The organism is Maricaulis sp. ABE4_448, assembly GCF_056160825.1.
In genome coordinates this window covers 136,925-159,309 of the sequence record NZ_JBSWXX010000005.1, presented here as the reverse complement: position 1 = coordinate 159,309, position 22,385 = coordinate 136,925, and the positions used below count along the sequence as shown (strand labels likewise).

Genomic DNA, 22,385 nt, shown 5'->3' with positions numbered 1-22,385 from the left:
TACTCGGCCCCCGCCATTTCATGTCTGCATGATAGCAGCGCCATCCCCATGCGCCACCCGGTGATTTAGGTGCGCCGGCCCGGCCTCGCTGTGCGCGAGAGGCCGGGCCGGTCTGCGATCAGTTGCCGAACAGGCCGGTCCGGTTCCACCAGCCACGGCGCTTGGGCTTGTCGTCAGCCTTGGCGTCGGCCTTGCCGCCGGCTTCGGCTGCAGCCGGTTCAGGCTGGACTTCCGGTTCAGGTTGGACTTCCGGTTCCGGGCTCGGTTCAGCGGCAGGTTTCTCTGCTGCGGCGTCCTCAACAGGAGCCTCGGCCTCGGTTGCCGGCGGGGTTTCCGGTTCGGCCTTCTTGCGGCGCGGTGCCCGGCGTTTCGGCTTGGGCTTCTCCTCCGCGGCCGGCTCCGCAACCGGCTCGGCCGGTGCTTCAGCCGGTGCTGCAGCCTGGGCCTCTTCAGCCGGAGCAGCCTCGACATCGGTAGCCTTCTTGCGCGGACGGCGGGTCCGGCGCTTGGGCTTCTCGTCCTCGGCGGCCGGTGCCTCGGCAGCGTCCGGCGCCTCGGCCTGGACGGCGTCCCCGGCAGGGGCCGCCTCGGCGGCTGCATCGGGCTCTTCCGTCTTCTTGCGGCGGGTCCGGCGCTTGGGCTTGGGCTTTTCTTCCACAGCCGGTTCCTCGGCGGTCTCGGCGTCCTGGGCCGGCGCGCCTTCGATTACTTCGTGGGCTTCGCCCTCAATGACCTCGCCAACAGCGGCCTGCTCATCGCTTTGCCCTTCGGCATTGCGGCGGCGGCCACGGCCACCCCGGCGGCCGCGGCGGCGGCGCTTGCGGGGCTGATCGTCACCGTCTTCGGTGCCGTCTTCGTCAGAACCGGTATCGGCCGCCTCGGCGTCATCGCCATCCTCGACCTTGATGACATCCATTGCGCTGGACGTGTCCTCGCCGGAACCCGGCTTGCGACGGCGACGGCGGCGGCGCCGGCGGCTGGAGCCTTCGCGGCTCTCCTCGGCCTCGTCCTCGATCTCGACCGGATCGGGAATATCGATCTCCTCGATCGACTCGACCGAGAGCGGTGCGACGGGCAGTTCCTCGCCCGGTTCGCGGCTTTCCAGCGCCTCGATGGTGAACTCGGGCGCCAGGATCGTGTCATCCGCGGCCACGGCGATGCGAATGGCGAAGCGTTGCTCGATCGCCAGCAGGTGATCACGCTTGTCGTTGAGAATATAGATGGCGACGTCGGTCGGCAGCGAAATCCGCACGCGCTTGGCCTTGCCGCGCGTGGCTTCGCGTTCCAGACCCCGCAGGGCAACGAGGGCGCTCGACTCGGTCGAGCGCAGGTAGCCGGTGCCGCGGCAATGCGGACATGGTGTCGTGGACCCTTCCAGCAGGCTGGTCCGGCGTCGCTGGCGGGAGATTTCCATCAGCCCGAACTGCGAGATGCGGCCGACCTGCAAGCGGGCCCTGTCACGCTTGAGCACGTCCTTCATCTTCTTTTCGACGGCCCGGTTATTCTTGTTCTCATCCATGTCGATGAAATCGATCACGATGAGGCCGGCCAGGTCGCGCAGACGCATCTGGCGGGCGGCTTCCGCGGCCGCTTCCAGATTGGTCTTCAGCGCCGTCGCCTCAATGTTCCGCTCGCGCGTGGAGCGGCCCGAATTGACGTCGATGGAGACCAGGGCCTCGGTCGGGTTGATAACGATATAGCCACCGGACTTGAGCGGCGCGATCGGCGAGTAGATCGCCTCAAGCTGTGCCTCGACCTGGTGCTGCAGGAAGAGCGGCACGGTCTCCTTGTAGTGCTGGACCTTTTTGGCATGGGACGGCATCAGCATCCGCATGAAGGCCTTGGCTTCCTTGTAGGCTTCCTCGCCCTCGACCAGCACGCTGTCGATCTCCTTGTCGTAGAGATCGCGGATGGCACGCTTGACCAGATTGCCTTCCTCATAGATCAGCGCCGGAGCGACGGACTTCAGCGTCAGCTCGCGGATATTCTCCCACAGTCGGACAAGATAATCGGCGTCGCGCTTGATCTCGGTCTTGGTGCGGCTGGCGCCGGCCGTGCGGATGATCAGGCCGACACCCTTGGGTAGATCCAGGTCATTCACCACGGATTTCAGGCGCTTGCGGTCGGCCGCATTGGAAATCTTGCGGGAAATGCCGCCGCCGCGCGGCGTATTCGGCATCAGCACGCAGTAACGGCCGGCCAGAGACAGGTAGGTCGTCAGCGCCGCGCCCTTGTTGCCGCGCTCTTCCTTGGCCACCTGGACCAGCAGGATCTGGCGGCGCTTGATGACTTCCTGGATCTTGTACTTGCGGAACATCTGCCGGCGGCGGCGGGCCGCCTGGGCATCGTCGACATCGTCTTCGGAATCGTCGCCGATGGTTTCCGGCGCTTCCGGAGTGTCCTCGGCGTCGTCGGAAGCAGAGGCTTCCTCGGCATGCGGTTCCTCGTCATCCTCGCGCGCGGCGGAGGCTTCTTCCTCGGCGAGGGCAACACGATCCTCATAGGGGATCTGGTAGTAGTCGGGATGGATTTCGTTGAAGGCCAGGAAGCCGTGGCGATTGCCGCCATACTCGACAAAAGCCGCCTGCAGCGACGGCTCTACGCGCGTGACCTTTGCGAGGTAGATGTTGCCGCGAATGGGCCGGCGGGCTTCCGCCTCGAAATCGAAATCCTCAACTTTGGAACCGTCTACGACAACGACGCGGGTCTCTTCGCGATGACCTGCGTCGATCAACATTTTCTTGGACATTAAAAGTCTCTCCTGCGCACGCCTGCAGGACGGGCCGTTCCGGTGGAACGGTGAAAATCGTCGGCGGCGGCGGGGGTGTGATGGACGGGGGGCTGCCTGTCGTCGTCGATCTCAAAAACACTGGCGATCGACGTTGCATCAGGCGCTCCTCGCGCATCGGCAGTTACCATGTGCGCCTCCCGGCCTGCTGAGAGGGCGTCGGGCGCGGCGGTCGGGGCTCCGGTCTTCAAGAGATCCGGAACGGCGATAGTGATTCCGGCGGCCCTGGGGCTTGGCCGGTCCTGCCCGGCGGCCCGATTCGCGAGTAAAACGCGAGGTCGCCAAGGCGTTGGCAACATGCAACATTCCAGACACGAAGAAAAGTGTTTGTCGCCGTCCCGTGCTTGCAGGAGATTTCTTCCCGGGGCATCAACGAAACGTCAAGCTCCGTAACCTAGTCTGGCAAAAAGGCCGTTCGAGAATCACGGTAGCGATGATGGTGTGGAAATGCGGTTTCAGTTGTTTGTATCGGCCATTGCGGGCGTTCTGAGCTTCGCGGGCGCAAGCCTGGCGGATCAGGAAATCCGTGATGTGCGCTTCGGCGTTGAAGGCGAACGCACGCGCGTCGTGATTGAAACGGCCGAACCTGCCGATTTCCGGGCATTTACCCTGGACGGTTTTTCCAACCGCCTGGTCGTGGACATGCCCGATATGAGCTGGTCCGTGTCCGGGCTGATGACGGGCGAAGGCATGGGCCACGGCCTGGTTGATACCTTCCGCTTTTTCAATAATTCCACGTCGAGCTCGCGGGTCGTGTTCGAGCTTGAGCAACCCGCCGTCATCATCAATCAGTTCGCGCTCGAACCGAGTGACCCCGGCGGCAACCATCGCCTTGTGATCGATGTCGAGCGCGTTACCGCGGAAACCTTCGAATCGTCCTCGGGTTTTTCCCAGACCCGTGCCGAAAGCCTCGATTCGCTGATCGCAGAGCGTGTCGAGGCGGTCTATGTGCCGCCGGAACGTGAGCGTCGTGTTATCGTTGTCGATGCAGGGCATGGCGGGCACGATCCCGGCTCCATCGGCCGGTCGGGCACGCATGAAAGCGATGTCACACTGGATGCCGCGCGCGAACTGCGCCGCCAGCTGGAGGCGACGGGACGCTATGAGGTCTTCATGACCCGCGAGCGCGATGTCTATCCGTCCTGGGGCGAGCGCGTAGCCGTGATGGCCGATGTCCGCGCGGACCTGTTCATTTCGCTGCACGCGGATTCGTCCGGCAATTCGGGCGTTCGCGGTGCGGCGGTCTACACGCTCAATGACACGGCCGAGAACCGGGCTCGCCAACGGGCTCGTGAGGACGCGGATCACACGATGCAGATCGATGTGAACAACATCCTCGTTGAGCTGGAGCTGCGCGAGAAGCGCAACCAGTCCTCGGCTTTTGCCGAAGTGCTCTTGCAGAACCTCGCTTCGGCCGGTCCGTTGCTGAACAATCCGCATCGCCAGGCGAACCTCTTTGTTCTGCTGGACCCGCGTGTTCCCGCGGTGCTGCTGGAAATGGGTTTCCTGACCAATGCGGCGGACGAGAACAATCTCACCTCGGCCAGCGCACGCCGGACGCAAATGGCGGCTGTGGTTCGTGGCATCGACGGCTATTTTGCCCAGCGCGGCGACGATGTGCAGTTCGCCGGCGGTGACACGATTGCCACCCGGGCGCGGTAACCCCCTATGATCGCGGGCCGCAGGCGGCCATAATGCGGCCGTGGTCTTGGGTATCGTGCCGTCGGACACGATGGGGGGCTGCATGTCGAGCGGCCAGAGGGCGTAATGAAGATTTTCACTCTGCGTAACCTGATGCGCACCGCTTTGTGGGGCGGCATCGCCGCTGTCGTGCTGGGCGTCATCGCCTTCGTGGCTGCGGCTGTCTATGTCGTGCGTGTCACCGACGACCTGCCGAATCACGAGCAGCTGGCCGAATACCAGCCGGCCATCATGAGCCGGGTGCACGCGGGCGACGGTCTGTTGATCGCTGAATATGCGCGCGAGCATCGCGTTTTCGTGCCGATCGACAATATCCCGCAGAATGTCGTGCATGCCTTCATTTCGGCGGAAGACAAGAATTTCTACGAGCATGGCGGTCTCGACCTGCGCGGCATCATCCGCGCGGCGATCTCGAATGTCGGCAATGTCTTGAACGGACGCCGTCTCGAAGGCGCTTCGACGATCACCCAGCAGGTCGCCAAGAACTTCCTCCTGTCCTCGGAACAGCGCATCGAGCGCAAGGTGCGCGAGATGATCCTGTCGCGCCGGATCGAGCGTGCCTTCACCAAGGACCAGATCATCGAGCTCTATCTCAACGAGATCTATCTGGGGAATCGCGCCTATGGCGTGGCGGCAGCGGCGCTGAATTACTTCGGCAAGTCGCTGGACGAGCTGGAGCTGCACGAGATCGCTTACCTGGCGGCGCTGCCCAAAGGGCCGTCGAATTATCACCCCGAACGCAATCGCGAGGCCGCGATCGCGCGCCGTAACTGGGTGATCGAGCGGATGGCGGAGAACGGCTATGTCTCCGAAGAGGCCGCCCGCGAAGCCCAGGCCCAGCCGCTTGAAACCGTCGATCGTCTGTCCGGCGCGACCTACACGGCGGCCGAATACTTCGTCGAGAATGTCCGTCGCGAAGTCTTCTCCATGTATGGCGAGGACGAGCTTTATGATGGCGGCCTGTCGATCCGCACGACACTGGACACCTCGATGCAGCTGGCTGCGCGGCGTGCCCTGCGCGATGGGCTGGAAGCCTATGACCGCCGCCACGGCTATCGCGGGCCGCTGGCCACGATCGAAACCGGCAATGGCTGGGTCGAGCGCTTGTCCGAGGTCGATATCCCCGGTGATCTCGATGAGGGCTGGATGCCGGCCATGGTGCTGGAAACCACGGCCGATTTGGCGCGGATCGGTTTTCTGAACGGCGAAGAAGGCGAGATCCCGATGTCGGCCCTGGAATGGGCCCGGGAGACCCTGCCGGACGGGCTGCTCGGTGCCGCGGTCAATCGCCCGTCGGATGTACTGGGCGAGGGCGATGTGATTCTGGTGGCCTCGATTGCCGACCAGGAAGGCTATTCGGAAGGCCAATACGGGCTGCGTCAGGTGCCGCAGATCAATGGCGGCATCCTGGCCATGGATCCGCATACCGGCCGCGTATTGGCAATGGTGGGCGGGTATTCCTTCCAGCACAGCCAGTTCAACCGGGCCACCCAGGCGCGCCGCCAGCCCGGCTCGTCCTTCAAACCCTTCGTCTATGCCGCGGCTCTGGACAATGGCTATACGCCGGCCAGCCTGATCCTGGATGCGCCTTTCATCGCGGCGGGTGGTCCGGACGAGCGCTTCTACATGCCGTCCAACTATTCGGAACGCTATTACGGCATGTCGACACTGCGCCTTGGGCTTGAGCTGTCGCGCAACGTCATGACCGTGCGCCTGGCTCAGGAAATGGGCATGGAGCCGATCGCGGACTACGGCGAACGCTTCGGCATCTATGACGATCTCGAACCCGTCCTCGCCATGGCGCTGGGTGCAGGGGAGACCACGCTTTACCGGCTGGTCTCGGCCTATGCGACGCTGGTCAATGGTGGCCGCCGCGTCGAGCCAACCATCCTCGACCGGGTGCAGGACCGTTCCGGCGCCACGATTTTTGCCCACGAAGTGCTGCCGTGCGACACGTGCGACGCGGCCGAATGGTCGCCGGAACTGCACGAGCCGCTGTTCCCGGAGACGCGCGAGGAAGTCGTCGATCCGGTGACGGCCTATCAGGTGGTCAACATGCTGCAGGGTGCCGTCGAACGCGGCACCGGTACCGCGTTGCGCCCCCTGCGCCACACGCTGGCCGGCAAGACCGGCACCACGAATGATTTCCGCGATGCCTGGTTTGTCGGCTTCGGCCCGGACATCGTGGTCGGCGTCTATGTCGGCTTCGACACGCCCTACCAGCTGGGCAACAATGAAGCAGGTGGCCGCGTTGCGGCGCCGATCGCGCGCGATTTCCTGGAAGTCGCGCTGGAGAACTACCCGGTTGCGCCCTTCCGTGTGCCCGAGGGGGTGCGTCTTGTGCCGATCGACCGCTCCAACGGCACTCCGGGTGCCTTGGGTCAGTCCGGTGTGATCCTGGAAGCCTTCCGGCCCGGAACGGAGCCGTCGCGCACCTCTGAGGATGAAGAAAGCGGTTTGTCCTTTGCCCGCGACAGTGTCAGCGATGACCCGCTTGCCCTGCTGCTCTCGCAGCAGACGCAGGAGGAGGAAGAGGATCCGGAAGACGACGAGCTGGGCGGTCTGTACTGACCATCTTGTCTCGCGTGCCGTGCCCCTCTATCCCGGCAGACACACCTGTTTGAATCAGCCAGATCTTTGCCATCATGCGACCTGAAATCCAGAGCCTTTCCGACGAAATCCAGCAGGCAGTCGGCCTGCTGAGGAGGCGTCTTTGACTGGGATACTGCCCAGAAACGCCTCGACGAGCTGAATGCCAAATCCGAAGCGCCGGACTTCTGGAATGAGCCCCAGAAGGCTCAGCTCCTGATGCGCGAGCGCAACCGGCTGGAGGCGGCGATCGAGACCGTTGTCGAGGCTGAGCGCGAGCTGTCCGACGCGATCGAGATCATCGAACTTGCCGAGATGGAAGACGATGCGGACATGGTCGAGGAGGCCGTGTCCGGCCTGAAACAGCTGGCCGAACGCATGCGTCGCGCCCAGCTGGAGACGCTGCTCTCCGGTGAGGCCGACGGCAATGATGCCTTCCTGGAAATCCACTCCGGCGCCGGCGGTACGGAAAGCCAGGACTGGACCGCCATGCTGGCGCGGATGTATTCGCGCTGGGCCAACGCCCATGGCTACAAGGTCGAGACGATGGAAGAACAGGCCGGCGAAGAGGCGGGCCTGAAGTCCACGACTTTGCTGGTGAAGGGCGAGAATGCCTATGGTTGGCTGAAGACCGAAAGCGGTGTTCACCGGCTGGTGCGGATTTCGCCCTTCGACAGTTCCGCCCGGCGTCACACCAGCTTCTCCTCGGTCGGCGTCTATCCGCAGATCGATGATGCGATCGAGGTCGAGATCGACGAGTCGAAAGTGCGAACCGACACTTATCGCGCTTCCGGGGCAGGCGGCCAGCACGTCAACAAGACGGACAGTGCGGTGCGCTTGACCTACGACATGCCTGGCGAGGACAAGCCGATCGTCGTGCAGTGCCAGAATGATCGCTCCCAGCACAAGAACCGCTCCCAAGCCTGGGACATGCTGCGCGCGCGGGTCTATGAAGTCGAGCTGCAACGCCGCGAGGCCGCGGCCCAGGCCGAGGCCGACAGCAAGACCGAGATCGGCTGGGGCCACCAGATCCGCTCCTACGTCCTGCAGCCCTACCAGATGGTCAAGGATCTGCGGACGAATGTGGAAACGTCGAATACGTCCGGCGTGCTGGACGGCGATCTCGACGAATTCATGGCGGCAGCCCTGGCGGCCCGGGTCGGTGGCGACGACGAGGCCGAGGGCTAGGGCGGCGAGCGGGATTTGACGATATGGAAAGCTGGTACACCGCGCTGCGCCACATCCATATGACGACGATTGCGCTGAGCGGGATGTTCTTTCTCGTTCGCGCGATTGCCGTCAATCTGGCCGGGGCCGGCTGGCCCCGCCTGCGGCCCGTGCGCATGAGCAGCTATGCAATCGACACCGTATTGCTCGCTTCGGCGATCGCCCTGACCGTGGTGACCGGCCAATACCCCTTCGCGGACTCCTGGCTGACGGTGAAGGTCGCGCTTCTCGTCGTCTATATCGCCCTGGGCATCATCGCCTTGCGGCCATCGCGTCCGGCACCCATCCGGTTGGTCGCGACCGTCGCTGCGGCGACCGTCTTCCTTTTCATCGTCACTGTCGCCCGGACCCATCATCCGATGGGCCTGTTCTCGGGGCTGCCGCTCTAGCCGTCCTTGTCGCCGGACTGCCCCAGCAGCCGGCCGATCGCCTCGATATAGGCGGTGAAGGCCTTGCGGCCCGCGGGCGTCATGCGGACCCGGGTGAGCGGCTTGCGGTTGAGGAAACTCTTGTCGATGGCGACATAGCCGGCATCCTCAAGTTTGCGAAGATGGATCGACAGATTGCCCTGGGTCGCGCCCAGGGCATCTCTCAGCTCGGTGAAGTCCGCGACTTCCGCGTTGGCCAGATATGTCATCACCCCCAAGCGAAGACGCCCGTGGATGATCTCGTCAATCTGGTCAAGCGGCGAAGCGGTCATGGCGGACGTTCAGCGCGCCCGCAGCGTCAGACGCCACATCACAAAACCGGGCAGGGCCATCAAAAAAATCAGACTGAGCGAGGCGATCAGGTTGAAACGCGACGGCTGGTCCATGCTCATGCCCAGCGCTACGGCGCCCAGGAACCAGCCTATTGCCACAGCGCCATACCAAAATTGCCGGCGCAGGTTCGCGGCCACGAACCAGGCAGCGCCCTGCAAGGCAAAAACCACGGGAACATAGTAAAGCCAGATTGTGAAATCGCCGGTTCTTACGGCGTTATACGCAAATACGCAGACCATGGACAGGTTGGCCAGTCCGGTCGCCTGGAACGCGGCTTCGTATGCGCGGCGCGTGACGGCACTGCTTTTTTCATGCCGGGTTGCCACCAGCACAAGAACGACAACCGTCAGAAAGCCGCCCGTGCCGACTATGGCGGCGGCAAAGTGCAACCAGCCCGGCACGCCCACGAGTCCCGAAGTGCCCAACCAATGGATCAGGGTTTCCAGACCATAGAACAGGCCACCGGACATCAAAAGCAAGCCCAAGCTGGCATTGGGCCGCGGGTCGCCTTCCGCGAGGTCTCGCAGAAAGGCGAGGTCGGCGCGGGCGCTGGCGAGGTCATCGGTCATGGCGGAGCTCCCCAAATGAACCGGAGCAGCCACAAAGGGCCGCTCCGGCTTTATGCGGTGATTCAGCCGGCTGGCGCAGCTGCCGGACTGTCTTGCTTGGCCGGCACTGGCGCGCGGGACTGCCGGCGGCCATTGAGCCAACCGCCCAGCCACGTGTTTCGCACTAGATAGTGGTAGCTCATCAACAGTACTGCCAGCGCTACGGCAATAATGCCTGCAAGCTTGATCGCAGCGGGAACCGGCCAGTCGAAAACCAGTACCTGCAACGCCATTACCAGGGGCAGGTGCATCAGATAGACCCAGTAGGAACTGTCGGCGAGATAACGCCAGAGCCGGCTGGGCCGTTCAAAGACGACCAGTGCCGCACCGGTGAGGCCGAACGTCCACGTCCAGGTAGCCAGCGTGTAGCCAGCGGCTACCGGCAGTCGGTCCAGACCCGGCGCAACGGGCACGAAATTCGGCACCAGGCCAATCTCCAGCACCAGCCAGACGGTCAGGGCAATGGCGGCACCCAGATTGATGAACCAGCTGCGCTTCCACGCGGCGAGCACGACGTCGCTGCTGCGATGCACCGCCCAACCGGCGGCGAAGGCCAGCCCATAGGCCAACAGGGCGCCCGTATTCGGAATCAGGCCGGTATCCGGCGTCGGAATTCCGAAAAAGCTCCACCACTGCGGTGCCGTGGCGAACCATACCGTCATCGGCATGGCCAGCAGGATCAGGCCCAGTGGCGTACGCGCCAGCCAGCGTGTGATGAAATCGAGTGCCCGGCCCGTTACGTCGGCACGGTCTACGAGGCGCATGATGGCGGTGAGCGGGATGCAGACCGCGTAGAAAATCACCAGCAGGTAGAGGAACCACAAGTGGGTGAGAGGGAAGGTGTCGACCGTCAGGGGCGGCGTTTCCCCCTCGGGCGCTTCGCCGCCATTGGCCTTGATGGCGCCCCAAACGAAGACCGTCGCGATCAGCGCAAAGATCGGCAGCCAAAGGCTGACGAGTGGCAGGGCGATCCGTTTGGCACGGTCAAGGGTGAAGCGGCCCAGTCCTTTCTTGTTGATAGCCATCCGGGCGAAGTAGCCGGCTATCAGGAAGAAGAGGGACATGCGGAACAGGTGCGGGATGAAGAAGGTCAGGCCCATCCATTCCTGCGCCTGGCTGTCCTGGATGATCCAGATCGGAAAGCCGGAAATCATCGACATGCCGGCATGCAGCACGACGCCGAGCAGCAAGGCGAAAGCCCGAACAGCATCCAGCGCGTGCAGCCGGTCCGGCGGCACGCCGCCACCGGCGGTGAGTGAGGGGGAGGGGGTGTCGGTCATCAGCTGCTCCTGTTCGGCGTGCCGGTCTGTGCGGAAAGTGCGGTCTTCCGGCTCGATCGTGTCCAATGACCATCAGATAGCACAGACAAGTTTAAAAAACAAACCAGTCTGCGCGTGGCGTCTTTGGTGAGGTTTCCGGTTCGTGCGGAACGCGCTCCGGTGCTGAAAACAATGGAAATCAAACAAAAAAAGAGCCGGCGCTGGGCGCCGGCTCCTCAAACCTCATTCAATCCGGGCCTTAGAAGCCGGACTTCGATGCCGCAACGGGTGGCTCGAGTGAGTCGAGCGGGTCGGGCTTGCCGGGGGCCGGCGGCTTGTTGTCGGCCTTCGGTGCCTCGACTTTCGGCTTGGCCGATTTCGAAGCGTCGCCGGTTTGCATCGGATCGGACGCGTGGCGGCAGTTGCCGTCGAAATAGGCACCGGCTTCCACGGAGAGCGTCGCGTGGACGATGTCGCCTTCGATACGTGCGGTCGAGGCGAGCTGGACCTGGCGGGCGCGGACGCTGCCGGTCACCTTGCCGCGGATCACGACGGTCTCGGCTGAGACTTCACCCGAGACAGAGGCGTCCTCGCCGATGATCAGGGATCCGGCGCGAACATCGCCATCAACCTGGCCGTCGAGCTGGATTTCGCCATCGGAAACAATCGACCCGGTCAGAACCAGATCGCTGGACAGAATGGACGGAGCTTTCGATTTCATGGCGGTCCTTTTCGGGGGAGGGGCAAACGACGCTCCGCTGTCGGAGGACGAGGTCTCTTTAGCCTTGTTGAACATACTGGCCGGCTCTCAACAAACGTTCCGGATCGATAGCCGATCCGTTGTACCAAATTTCATAATGCAGATGGGTCGCGGTACTGCGTCCCGTGGACCCCATCCCCCCGATGAGTTGTCCGCGGTCAACCGTATCGCCCCGCCGCACTGCGATTTCGTGGAGATGGCCATAACGGGTCACAAAGCCGTAACCATGGTCGATCTCCACGGTACGACCATAGCCCGAGCGCCAACCGGCGTAAATCACTTCGCCCGGACCGGTCGCAATGATCGGTGCCCGGCGATAGGCGGCGAAGTCCAGACCGTAATGAGAGGTGGGACGTCCGTTGAACGGATCGATCCGGACCCCGAAATCCGAGGTGCGGCGATAGGTGTCGCCGATCGGCACACCCAGCGGGCCGGAAGTGACAAAGTCCTCGAGTTCTTCCACTTCCAGCAGGCGCGCTGCGATGCGGTTGATGCGCGAGGAAAAAGCGTCATCGAGTTCGAAGTTCGGGTTGGAGCCGGCCGAGAAAAGATCGGTCTCCGAAATCGGATGGAAGGGACCGCCGCGTTCTTCGCCTTCGCGCTGATCGGCAATCACGTCCTCGATGTCCAGCCCGGTCAGGCGCAGGACAGCGCGCAGATTCTGCAGGCGGGCTTCGGTGGCGTCTTCGGCGCGGGCGAGAACGGCATCCTGTTCGCCCATGAGATAGGCGATCTGGTCTTCCGGCGCGTCGGAGGTGACGGATGCGACGGCAGCCATGGGATCGCGCGCTTCACGCGGTGACGGGTCGGCGGGCGCCGCCGCCATCAGGACCCGGCCATCGTCGAGCGCGGGCGAGGGGGACATTTCCGTCCCGGTCAGCTGCTCGGCAAAGCTGACCAGCTGGCGCAGCGTCTCGTGACGCATCTGGAATTCATACGCGGTGCGATCGAACTCCTCCATGCGCGATTCCATGAAGGAGATGACCGTCGCTTCATTGGCCTGGGCCTCGGCGACCATGCGGTGATAGTAAATCCGGTCGCGCTCGATCTCGGCATCCTTTGCCGCGATGGCGCGCCCGTGGAAGGCGACGGAAACGGTCGAGAAACACAGCCACCCTGCCAGAGCTGTTGCCCCGAGGAGTGCGCCGATCTGGACGCCGGTGGAGATCGCGAAATAACGGACTTGCCCGTCACTCCGGTGATAGATCTGCCGATCCGGAAACCAGCGCTGAGCCGTTCCCCAAACAGCTTCTTTGACTCGTGATAACATGCGTTACGCCGCTTAGATTTTGCCTGCCCCAAATTCCCTGCGCGAGCATGTGACACAAAAGCCCGCTGGATATCAATACACGCCAATGCAAGAGCTGCGCCGTCTCAGACGAGGGGGCCATAAAAATCCGCCGGCAGATCGGCACGCTTGCGCGCATCGGTATTGAAGGGAGGTTTGAGGCGCCCGCGGAAATATTTGGTTACCAGGGTCTGAAAATATGACGCCGGTTCGTGGCCTGATTTTTCGCATAAGTATCTGAACCAGTGGGCGCCTGCGGCGACATGCCCGACTTCTTCTTGATAAATGATCCGAAGAATTCCGGCGCTTTCGCGGTCACCGGCAGACATGAGCCGCTCGATCATGCCGGGTGTTACATCCAGTCCGCGCGCCTCCAGAACCATGGGGGCCACGGCGAGCCGGGCGTCCAGTGCACCGGCCGTGGTCCGGGCCGAATCCCATAATCCATCATGGGCGGGCAGGGCGCCGTAATGGCTGCCCATGGCTTCCAGACGGTCGGCCACCATCTCGAAATGGCGGGCTTCGTCATCGCCGACGCCGATCCAGTCGGTGACGAATTCCGGTCGCCGGGCATCATCCAGCGCCGGATCGAGTGCAAAACGCACGACCATGTCGAAAGCGAGATCGATCGCATTGAACTCGATATGGGCGATCGCATGCATCAGGGCACAGTGGCCGGCGAGCGTGTTGAGTCGGCGGCGCGGCACCTTGCCGGGCGCCACGCAGACCGGCTCTGCAGGCCGCGCCGGTCGGTCGGGCGCCTCGACCGGTCCGCCAAGCGGCACGGTTCCGCCGGTCCAGGCCCGGGCGGCAGCGCGCGCGGCCGCCGCCTTGGCCCGCGGGTCTGCCGTTTCCAGAACCCGCAGGGCCAGGCGAAGAAGTGTCTCGTCGCTCATCAGGCGAGCTTGCGGGCCGCCTCGAGCACAGCGTCGGCATGGCCCTTCACCTTCACCTTGCGCCAGACCTCGGCGATTTTTCCATCCGGACCGATCAGGAAGGTGGCGCGTTCGATGCCCATGTATTCGCGGCCGTAGAGTTTCTTGAGCACCCAGACGCCATAGGCTTCGCAGATCTCGCCGGCCTCGTCGGCGATCAGTGCCACTGAAAGGTCATGCTTGGCCTTGAACTTGTCATGCTTTTGCACGCTATCCTTGGATACACCGATGACGACCGTGTTGGCCGCGTCAAAGTCGGCCTGTGCACGGGTGAAGTCGATCGCTTCCGTGGTGCAGCCCGGCGTATCGTCTTTCGGGTAGAAATAGAGCACAACGGTCTTGCCGCGCAGATCGGCCAGGTCGATCTCGTTTCCGCCATCGGCGGGCAGTTTGAAAGTCGGAGCAAGGTCGCCGGTTTTGAGTTCGCTCATCATATCCCTCTTGCGCTTGTTGCCGTGGATGCGGGCTGATGAGTGTAAAATGCGCGTAGAATCCGGCGCGTCCAGTCTTCCCGCTGCGCTCGGGAGGCGCTGATGCTGCGCAAGTCCCTGCGCTGGAGCGTGATCTACCTGCTCGAGGCGGTCGCCGTTCTGCTGGCGCTGGCGATCTTCGGCATTGCCGCGGTCCTGTGGCGTCTGTCCAGCGGTCCGGTCGAGCTCGACTTCCTGCGCGAGGATGCTCAGCGCATGCTGGCCCGGGCCTTCGAGGGCGATGTCGTAGCGCTCGGCCAGCTGCAGGCCGGTTTTGATCCCCAGACACGCGCCCTGATGCTGATGGCGGGCGATGTGACCGTTGCTGATGAGACTGGTGACGTCATTGCCCGGGCGCCACGCATCGAGGCCGGTCTGGCGGTTGATGCCCTTTTGCTGGGCCGGCTGGAACCGGTTGCGCTCAATATCCAGGGCGGCTCTCTCTCGCTCGTCCGCCGGGCCGATGGCGCTGTCGGGGCCGGGCTGGGCAGTGCCGAGCGTGTGGCTGCCAATGCGCAGCTGCCCGAACGGGGCGGTGATGAAAGCGCCAGCTTGTTCCAGCTTCTGGCCGATCCGCAGAATCCCGCCAGCCGTCTTGCCCGATTGCAGCATGTGCGTATCGAACAGGCGGCCGTGCGGATCGTCGATGGCCAGAGCGGCATTGCCTGGCTGGTGGATGATGCCGGTGTGCGTTTCGAGCGAGACGACACGCGTATCCTGGCCGAGATCGAAGGCCAGTTCGCGACACCGTCCGGGTTTGCGCCGGTCGAGCTGCGCCTGCAGGCCGGTGCCGATCTGGAGACGCTGCTGTTCGAGGCGCGCTTCCAGCAATTATCGCCCGCCGGCGTGCTGCCCGACAGCGGCCCTCTGGCGCCGCTGCGTGTGGTGGATGCGCCGGTCTATCTGGACTTTGTGGTCGATGCGACGCGCCAGGGCGGGATCCGCACCGCATCCATCGTTCTGGATGTCGGCGATGGCGAGATCCTGACCGGCGGCGAAGCCCGCCGGATCGCCGGCGCGCACCTGTCGGCCCGGTTCGACCCGGTCGAGAGCACGATGAGTATCCATGAAGGCTGGATCGAGTCGGATGTCTTCTCGGCCCGGCTTGAGGGCGAGGTGACCGAGATCGGTGGATACAACGGCGCTCTTCCGACGCGCGGACGATTCGATATCCGTGTCGGCGAAGGTTTTGTCGCGCTGGGCGATGTGTTCGAGCGCGACCCGTCCTGGGAGGCTCTGATCGCCCAGGGCGAGATCCGGCTGGACGAGTATGCGGCGACGCTCGACCGGCTCGAACTCGCCGTCGATACCATCCGCGCCGAGCTGGCCGGCGAAGTGTCGCTGAGCCGGGCCGGGGATGGCCGTTTCCTTCCCAATCTACGCCTGACAGGGCCCATCGTGGGGGATGTGCAGCCGGAGACCGTGCTGGCCTATTGGCCGGTAGAGCTGGCCGACAGCGCCCGCAGCTGGGTGCAGGAGCGCATTCTGGGCGGCCGTTTCTACAATGCGCGGTTCGACCTGGACCTGCGGGCCGAGGATATCGAGGCCGAGCAGATGGACAATGAGCGCATGACGCTTGGCTTCGATTTCGAGAACGCCTCTGTTCTCTACATCTCCACAATGACGCCGCTGGTTGAGGGCCGCGGACATGCCGTCCTGCGCGGCAATGCTTTCGAGGTCGCCATGCAAAGCGGCCGTATCGGCGATATTGAACTGGTCGACGGTTTCGTCGACATCCCGCGGCTCAATCCCAAAGGGGCAGTCGCCCGCTATGGCGGTGTGGCCCGCGGTGATGCGTCGGATATCCTGGCCCTGATCGACGAACCGCCGCTGCACCTGCCATCTGAATACGGGCTCGACCCGGCGCTGGTCGGCGGGCAGGGCGAGATGCGTTTCGAGATCCGCCGTGCCATGCTGACCGACGTTCCGGTCGAGGAGATCCCCTTCTTCATTGACGGCACTTTCTCCAATGTCAGCCTGAACGTCCCCGGTACGCCGGTTGAACTGACCGGTGGCGAGATCGCGATATCCGCGCGCCAGGAGGGGCTGGAAGCCTCGGGCGATGCCCTGTTCGGCGAAACGCCGGTGCATATCGACTGGACCGAGACATTCGGCCTGCCGGATGATGCTGCCTCGACCCGGATCGGCCTGTCAGCGGATGTCACAGCGGCGACGCTGGATGTGTTCAACATCCCGGTGCGGCGCTATTTCGACGGCCCCATCCGTCTCATCGGCGAAGCTGTGTCGGACGGGCTGGATTTCCGCTCGATCGATCTTCATGCCGATCTGGAACAGGCTTTGCTGGAAACACCCGGCGGGGTGTGGAGCAAGGCTGTTGGCGTGCCTGGCGAGGCCGAGCTGCGCATCTCCGTGGACGAAACCGGCCGCTATTCTGTCGACGCGCTGGCCGTGCGCAGCGAAGGGGTGGAGGTCACCGGCAGTCTCGTCATGGGAGCTGAAAACCGGTTGGACCGTGTCGATCTCGACCGGCTCTTCATCGAGGGGCTGGCGGATGTTTCGGCTCGGCTGGCCGTGCCGGAAACCGCGGGCGCGCCGCTCGATCTGCAGCTGTCCGGCCAGTATGTCGATGTGTCCGATTTCGTGGCGCAGCTGACGTCGCTCGGTGAGGGCGGAGGGGTGATGCCCCTGTCCGTGAATGCCGATATTGCGCGGCTCATCCTGTCCGAACGCTCGGTGCTGGACGAGTTCAACCTGATCTGGCGCAGTGAGGCGGCGGGCATCCGTGCCTTCTCCGTCTCCGGTCAGACCATGGACGGGTCCTTCCAGGCCGCTTTCGGTGCCAGCGAACCGGGTGGCGCACGTGAATTCCGTCTGCAGGCGCCCAGCGTCGAGCGTATTGCCTCCCTGTTCGGGGGAGAACCCTATGCCCTGGGCGGACGGATGGCGATGCTGGGTTCGGCGCCGCCCCTGGGCATGGAAGGGCCCTTGTCGGCCCGGCTCGAAGTAACCGATCTGACGCTCGTCCGCGTGCCGATTCTCGCCCGGATTCTCGCCGCCGGCTCCTTTCAGGGCCTGGCGGCGCTGCTCAATGGCGAGGGAATCGTGTTCGACCGGATCGATGCCGACCTGCTCTATGAGGACGGTCTGATGACCATCGGCGATGCCCGTGCGGCGGGCAATGCGCTGGGCGTGACGGCTGCGGGAACAATCGATTTCGCATCCGAGCGAGCGGCGATCGACGGCAATCTTGCCCCGTCCTATGCGCTCAATTCCCTGTTCGGCGGGGTGCCGGTGATCGGCGACATCCTGGTCTCCCGGCCCGGTGAGGGCGTGATCGGCATCACCTATTCCGTCGAGGGCCCATTCGACAGTCTCACCGTCTTTGCAAATCCGCTCTCAGCCCTGGCTCCGGGCGTTCTGCGCCGCATCTTCGAAGGCACGGCCGCCGAACGCGCAGCGCGTGACCGGGTTCGCGAGGCGGGTGTGGAAGAGCTTGCCCCGGAGCCGCAAGACGCGCCTGAAGAATCGGGGCCGGACGAATAGTCCCACCTCCCTCTCCCTCGGGAGAGGGATCGAGGGAGAGGGGGGAAACACCGTCATCGGCGCCACGAACGCCGGGACCGGGATTCCCCCTCATCCGCCCTCCGGGCCCTTCTCCCCACGGGAGAAGCGGGTAGTCCTCGCCTCCTACGCCGGCTTGGCCAGGGCGTGCCGCTTCTTGCCGACCGACAGCTTTATTGCGCCGTCGATAAGCAATTCGTCCGTCGGCCGGGCGAAGGGATCGCTCAGCGCGGCATCATTCACCTTGGCAGCGCCGGCCTTCATGTGACGGCGCACCTCGCCGTTCGAACCGGCCAGACCGGCTTCGACGAACAAGCCGACCAGGGTCACCGTCTCGTCCGACATGTCGAAGGTGACGGTGGGCAGGGCATCGCCCGTCCCGCCGCCGGCAAAGGTCTGCTTTGCCGTCGCCTCGGCCTCGCGGGCGGCGTCGGCGCCGTGCAGCAGGGTGGTCGCCTCATTGGCCAGGCGCACCTTGGCGTCGTTGATCTCGGCGCCCTCCAGTGCTTCCAGACGGGCAATCTCGTCCAGCGGCAGGTCGGTGAAGAGGCGCAGGAAGCGGCCCACATCGGCGTCCTCGGTATTGCGCCAGAACTGCCAGTACTCGTACGGGCTGCGCATGTCGGCATTCAGCCAGACGGCACCATCCATCGTCTTGCCCATCTTGGCGCCCGACGCCGTCGTCACCAGCGGGGTGGTGAAGCCGAAGACCTCTTTCTGGTCGACCCGGCGGCACAATTCGACGCCATTGACGATATTGCCCCACTGGTCGCCGCCGCCCAGCTGCAGCGTGCAGTCGTGGCGCCGGTTGAGCTCGAGGAAATCCACCGCCTGGAGCAGCATGTAGTTGAACTCCAGGAAGGTCATCGGCTCTTCGCGCGACAGGCGCTGCTTGACCGATTCGAATGTCAGCATGCGATTGATGGTGAAATGCGTGCCGAAGCGACGCAGGAATTCCAGATAGCCGAACTCGGAGAACCACGCATTATTGTCCACGACAATGGCGTCGGTCGGACCGTCGCCGATCGACATCAGCCGCGAGAAGGGCTTGAGAATGCTCGCCTTGTTGGCCTCGATCTGGGCCTCGTCGAGCATGGTGCGCATCTTGTCCTTGCCTGTGGGATCGCCGATCTTGGTCGTCGCGCCGCCCATCAGGATGATCGGCTTGTGGCCGGCCTGCTGCATGCGGCGCAGCATCATGATCTGCACCAGCGAACCGACATGCAGCGAGGACGCGGTGGCGTCGAATCCGATATAGCCCGTGACCACCCCCTTGCTGGCGGTCTCGTCGAGACCCTCCAGATCGGTGGACTGGAAATGGTAGCCGCGCTCGACAAGCGTGCGCACGAGTTTGGATTTGTATTCGCTCATGATCGCTCTCCTGATAGAGCGCTTCTAGGTCGAGCGCTGCGGCGAGAAAAGAGGGCCCGCGCATGAAACGCGTAATCGGACTGATGAGCGGCACCTCGCTGGATGGGATCGATGCCGCCCTGATCGAGACGGACGGCGTACGCATCACGTCCTTCGGGCCGGGCGAGACCGTTGCCTATACCCGCGAGGACCGGGCGATCCTGCAGGCGGCCGTTGATGCTGCACTGGACTGGCAGTTCATCGGCCCGGCGCCGGATTTCCGCCGCGCCGAAGCCGTGCTGACCGACCGTCATGCCGAGGCTGCCGAGCGTGTTGCCGCTGCAGCCGGATTCGACCTGGATGCTGTCGAACTGGTTGGCTTTCATGGCCAGACCGTGCTGCACCGCGCGCCGTCGGGCGGCAGCAGCGGGCAGACGCTGCAGATCGGCGACGGAGGTAAACTGGCCAGCCGGCTGGGCATTGATGTCGTCCATGATTTCCGCACTGCCGACATGCTGGCCGGCGGGCAGGGCGCCCCCCTGGCACCGCTCTATCACCGCGCCCTGGCCGATCATGCGGGCCTGGACGGCGCTGTTGCCGTCCTCAATCTGGGCGGTGTTGCGAATGTCACCTGGATGGCGCCGGGCCGCGATCCGGTCGCCTTCGACACGGGGCCGGCCAACGGGCTGATCGATGCCTGGTGCGCACGTCATACCAGCGAGGCGTTTGACCGGGACGGGGCGCTGGCAGCGTCCGGCCGGGTGCACGAGGCGACGCTGGACGATCTGCTGCAGCATCCCTTCCTGGCGCTGGCGCCGCCCAAATCCCTAGATCGCTGGGATTTCACCCTCGAGCCCGTGCGCAATCTCGCTGCGCCCGACGGTGCCGCCACCCTGACCGCATTCACCGCCCGCAGCGTTGCCGATGCCATCACACGTCTGGGCCGGCCGGATCGTCTCTTGGTCACCGGCGGCGGACGGCTGAACCCGACCCTGATGCGGATGCTGGGTGAAGATCTGGGTGTTGCGGCCGAACCGGTCGAGGCCGTCGGCTGGCGCGGCGATCTCCTGGAGGCCGAGGCCTTCGCCTGGCTGGCAGTCCGCGTCGAACGCGGCCTGCCCACCAGCCTCCCCTCAACTACCGGCGCCCGCCACCCTGTTTCCGGCGGCCGCATATCACGAGTGTGAACGCCGACCTTGTCCCGAGCGGGAAAGCTATCGGGTTTTCGGCCGTCAGCAGGCGAGCGCGGACAAAAGCCTGCTTCCTTTCGCCTTGAGTCGCGTTACGTCTGGAACGACTTGTTTCTGCCGGGGATTGCTGCCGCATGAGCTATGACCAGATCTTCCTGTTTGTCCTGCTGGGCATTGTTTTTGCGCTGCTGGTCTGGGGGCGGGTGCGTTATGATCTGGTTGCCTTTGCCGCGCTGGTGATTGCGGTGATCGGCGGGGTTGTGCCGGTGCACGACGCCTTTGCCGGTTTCGGCCACGAGGCGGTGATCATCATCGCCCTGGTGCTGATCGTATCGCGGGCGATGACGAATGCGGGTGCCGTCGAGCTTGTCGCGCGCTTCGTGTTGTCCTCAACCCGCTCGCTGCCGGCTCATGTCGGCCTGATCTCGGTTGTGGGGGCGGCGTTGTCCGCCATCATCAACAATGTCGCCGCACTGGTCATGCTGATGTCGTTGGACATGGAGGCTGCGCGCAAGGCCAAGCGCTCGGTCGCCCAGACCCTGATGCCGCTCTCCTTTGCGACCATTCTGGGCGGAATGATCACGCTGATCGGCACACCGCCGAACATAGTCGTGGCGCAGTTTCGCGGCCGGGCGCTGGGCGAGCCCTTCTCTATGTTCGACTTTTCGCCGGTCGGCCTGATTTGTGCCGTGGTCGGCATCGGTTTCGTCACCCTGGTGGGATGGCGCCTGATTCCGAAGGGCGAAGCACGCACCATGGCTGGAGAGGGCGCGGGCAGCGTCTTTGTCGCCGAGGCCGGGGTGAAGGCGGACTCCAAATCCATCGGCCAGACGCCGGCCGATCTCTATCCGCTCGCCGACAGCCATGACGTCACCATTCTGGGCCTGGTGCGGCGCGGCAAGCGTCTGGGCGGCTTCGCCGCAGGCGAGGAAATCCGCAAGAGCGATCATCTGGTTCTGGAAGGCGATCCGGCCTCGATCGAGGCTTTCATCGGCGCCGCCGAGCTGAACCCGCCGGGGGCAGACGCGCACGACGGCCTGACGGGCAAGTCGCTGGCGCTGATCGAGGCCATTGTACCGCGCGATGCTCGCATCGTCGGCCGGACGGCGACGGATCTGCGGCTGCTTTACCGGCGCGGCGTCACCTTGCTAGGCGTCTCTCGCCAGGGACGGCGTTTCCACCAGCGTGTCCGTAAACTGCCGATCCGGGCCGGCGATCTCGTCCTGCTGCTGGGGCCGGAAAGCCGGGTGAATGACGCCGCCGAATGGCTCGGTGTGCTGCCGCTGGCGGAGCGGCGGCACAGTGTTGTCCAGCGCTCCAAGGCGCTGATGACAATCGGTATTTTCGTCGCGGCCGTCGCGGCCGCCGTGACGGGTCTGGTGCCGCTGGTGGTCGCGCTTGCGGCTGTGGTGATCCTCTACGCCCTGCTGAATATCGTCGGTCCCAGCGAAGTCTATGAATCGGTGGAATGGCCGGTCCTGGTGCTGCTGGGCTCGCTGATCCCGCTGGGTCTTGCCCTGGAAGAGACAGGCGGCACCCAGCTCATTGCGCAGGGCATTCTCTCGCTGACAGGCACGTTGCCGGTCTGGGCGATCCTGGCGCTCCTCATGATGGTGACGATGACACTGTCGGACTTCCTCAACAATGTCGCGACCGCCCTGATTGCTGCGCCGGTCGGGCTCGATATCGCACGGGCGCTGGACGTCAATCCGGATGCCTTTCTCATGGGGGTAGCAGTGGCGGCGTCCTGTGCTTTCCTGACGCCGATCGGGCACAAGAACAACACGATCATCATGGGACCGGGCGGTTACCGGTTCGGCGACTACTGGCGCATGGGTCTGCCGCTGGAAATCCTGATCATTGCCGTGGGCGTGCCTGCCGTACTGACCTTCTGGCCGCTCTGAAAGCGCGCGGCGAAACGCGCTGGTTCGTACATC

General features: G+C 64.2%; 16 protein-coding genes. 7 read left to right on the top strand and 9 right to left on the bottom strand.

The annotated features are described in order from the left end of the window. Positions 1-118: 118 nt before the first annotated feature. Positions 119-2,749 (bottom strand): Rne/Rng family ribonuclease, encoded by a 2,631-nt coding sequence (locus tag ACXAJV_RS14505; RefSeq protein ID WP_475086147.1) that lies wholly within the window; start codon positions 2,747-2,749, stop codon positions 119-121. A gap of 486 nt (positions 2,750-3,235) precedes the next feature. Between ACXAJV_RS14505 and ACXAJV_RS14500 the strand changes: the two genes are divergently transcribed. The 4 genes from ACXAJV_RS14500 (at position 3,236) to ACXAJV_RS14485 (ending at position 8,694) form a co-directional block, all read left to right on the top strand. Continuing rightward, positions 3,236-4,450, top strand: a complete 1,215-nt coding sequence (locus ACXAJV_RS14500; RefSeq protein ID WP_475086146.1) for an N-acetylmuramoyl-L-alanine amidase — start codon at positions 3,236-3,238, stop codon at positions 4,448-4,450. Between the two features lie 105 nt (positions 4,451-4,555). Continuing rightward, a complete protein-coding gene (locus ACXAJV_RS14495) occupies positions 4,556-7,060 on the top strand; it encodes a penicillin-binding protein 1A (RefSeq protein ID WP_475086145.1) in 2,505 nt (834 codons plus the stop codon). A 74-nt stretch (positions 7,061-7,134) separates the two neighbouring features. Then, positions 7,135-8,266, top strand: a protein-coding gene (gene prfB / locus ACXAJV_RS14490; RefSeq protein ID WP_475086144.1) for a peptide chain release factor 2 whose coding sequence is annotated in 2 segments (ribosomal slippage) — positions 7,135-7,203 and positions 7,205-8,266 — 1,131 coding nt in all. Because the reading frame shifts where the segments join, the coding sequence is not laid out codon by codon here. Between the two features lie 23 nt (positions 8,267-8,289). Further along, positions 8,290-8,694 carry a SirB2 family protein gene (locus ACXAJV_RS14485; RefSeq protein ID WP_475086143.1) on the top strand — a complete coding sequence of 135 codons (405 nt, stop codon included), beginning with the start codon at positions 8,290-8,292 and terminating at the stop codon, positions 8,692-8,694. On the opposite strand, the gene ACXAJV_RS14480 is transcribed toward ACXAJV_RS14485, so the two are convergent. The 7 genes from ACXAJV_RS14480 to bcp all read right to left on the bottom strand — a co-directional run bounded on the left by ACXAJV_RS14480 (position 8,691) and on the right by bcp (position 14,347). Beyond that, complete coding sequence (locus ACXAJV_RS14480) at positions 8,691-9,005, bottom strand: winged helix-turn-helix domain-containing protein (protein WP_475086142.1); 315 nt, start codon at positions 9,003-9,005, stop codon at positions 8,691-8,693. The genes ACXAJV_RS14485 and ACXAJV_RS14480 overlap by 4 nt on opposite strands. 9 nt (positions 9,006-9,014) lie before the next feature. Next, positions 9,015-9,635 carry a hypothetical protein gene (locus tag ACXAJV_RS14475; protein ID WP_475086141.1) on the bottom strand — a complete coding sequence of 207 codons (621 nt, stop codon included), beginning with the start codon at positions 9,633-9,635 and terminating at the stop codon, positions 9,015-9,017. Between the two features lie 62 nt (positions 9,636-9,697). Then, on the bottom strand, positions 9,698-10,954 hold the full coding sequence (locus ACXAJV_RS14470; protein WP_475086140.1) for an acyltransferase family protein: 1,257 nt from the start codon (positions 10,952-10,954) through the stop codon (positions 9,698-9,700). 238 nt (positions 10,955-11,192) lie between these two features. Then, positions 11,193-11,654 (bottom strand): bactofilin family protein, encoded by a 462-nt coding sequence (locus tag ACXAJV_RS14465; RefSeq protein WP_475086139.1) that lies wholly within the window; start codon positions 11,652-11,654, stop codon positions 11,193-11,195. A gap of 58 nt (positions 11,655-11,712) precedes the next feature. Beyond that, the gene (locus ACXAJV_RS14460; RefSeq protein ID WP_291888957.1) at positions 11,713-12,963 is read right to left on the bottom strand and encodes a peptidoglycan DD-metalloendopeptidase family protein; all 1,251 of its coding nucleotides are present in this window, start codon (positions 12,961-12,963) and stop codon (positions 11,713-11,715) included. A gap of 104 nt (positions 12,964-13,067) precedes the next feature. Further along, positions 13,068-13,877, bottom strand: coding sequence for a ferritin-like domain-containing protein (locus ACXAJV_RS14455; RefSeq protein ID WP_475086138.1), 810 nt, complete (start codon positions 13,875-13,877; stop codon positions 13,068-13,070). After that, on the bottom strand, positions 13,877-14,347 hold the full coding sequence (gene bcp, locus ACXAJV_RS14450; RefSeq protein WP_475086137.1) for a thioredoxin-dependent thiol peroxidase: 471 nt from the start codon (positions 14,345-14,347) through the stop codon (positions 13,877-13,879). The genes ACXAJV_RS14455 and bcp overlap by 1 nt, the downstream gene beginning before the upstream one ends. Positions 14,348-14,449: 102 nt before the next feature. Here bcp and ACXAJV_RS14445 point away from each other — a divergent pair, with 102 nt between their 5' ends. Then, positions 14,450-17,890, top strand: coding sequence for a YhdP family protein (locus ACXAJV_RS14445; RefSeq protein ID WP_475086136.1), 3,441 nt, complete (start codon positions 14,450-14,452; stop codon positions 17,888-17,890). Positions 17,891-18,034: 144 nt separating this feature from the next. Here the strand turns inward: ACXAJV_RS14445 and tyrS are convergent, their stop codons facing one another. Continuing rightward, positions 18,035-19,279, bottom strand: a complete 1,245-nt coding sequence (gene tyrS / locus ACXAJV_RS14440) for a tyrosine--tRNA ligase (RefSeq protein ID WP_475086135.1) — start codon at positions 19,277-19,279, stop codon at positions 18,035-18,037. A 62-nt stretch (positions 19,280-19,341) separates the two neighbouring features. On the opposite strand from tyrS, the gene ACXAJV_RS14435 reads away from it, so the two are divergent. Both ACXAJV_RS14435 and ACXAJV_RS14430 read left to right on the top strand, forming a co-directional pair. Then, on the top strand, positions 19,342-20,445 hold the full coding sequence (locus ACXAJV_RS14435; protein WP_475086134.1) for an anhydro-N-acetylmuramic acid kinase: 1,104 nt from the start codon (positions 19,342-19,344) through the stop codon (positions 20,443-20,445). 137 nt (positions 20,446-20,582) lie between these two features. After that, on the top strand, positions 20,583-22,352 hold the full coding sequence (locus ACXAJV_RS14430) for an SLC13 family permease (protein WP_475086133.1): 1,770 nt from the start codon (positions 20,583-20,585) through the stop codon (positions 22,350-22,352). The last annotated feature ends 33 nt before the right edge of the window (positions 22,353-22,385 follow it).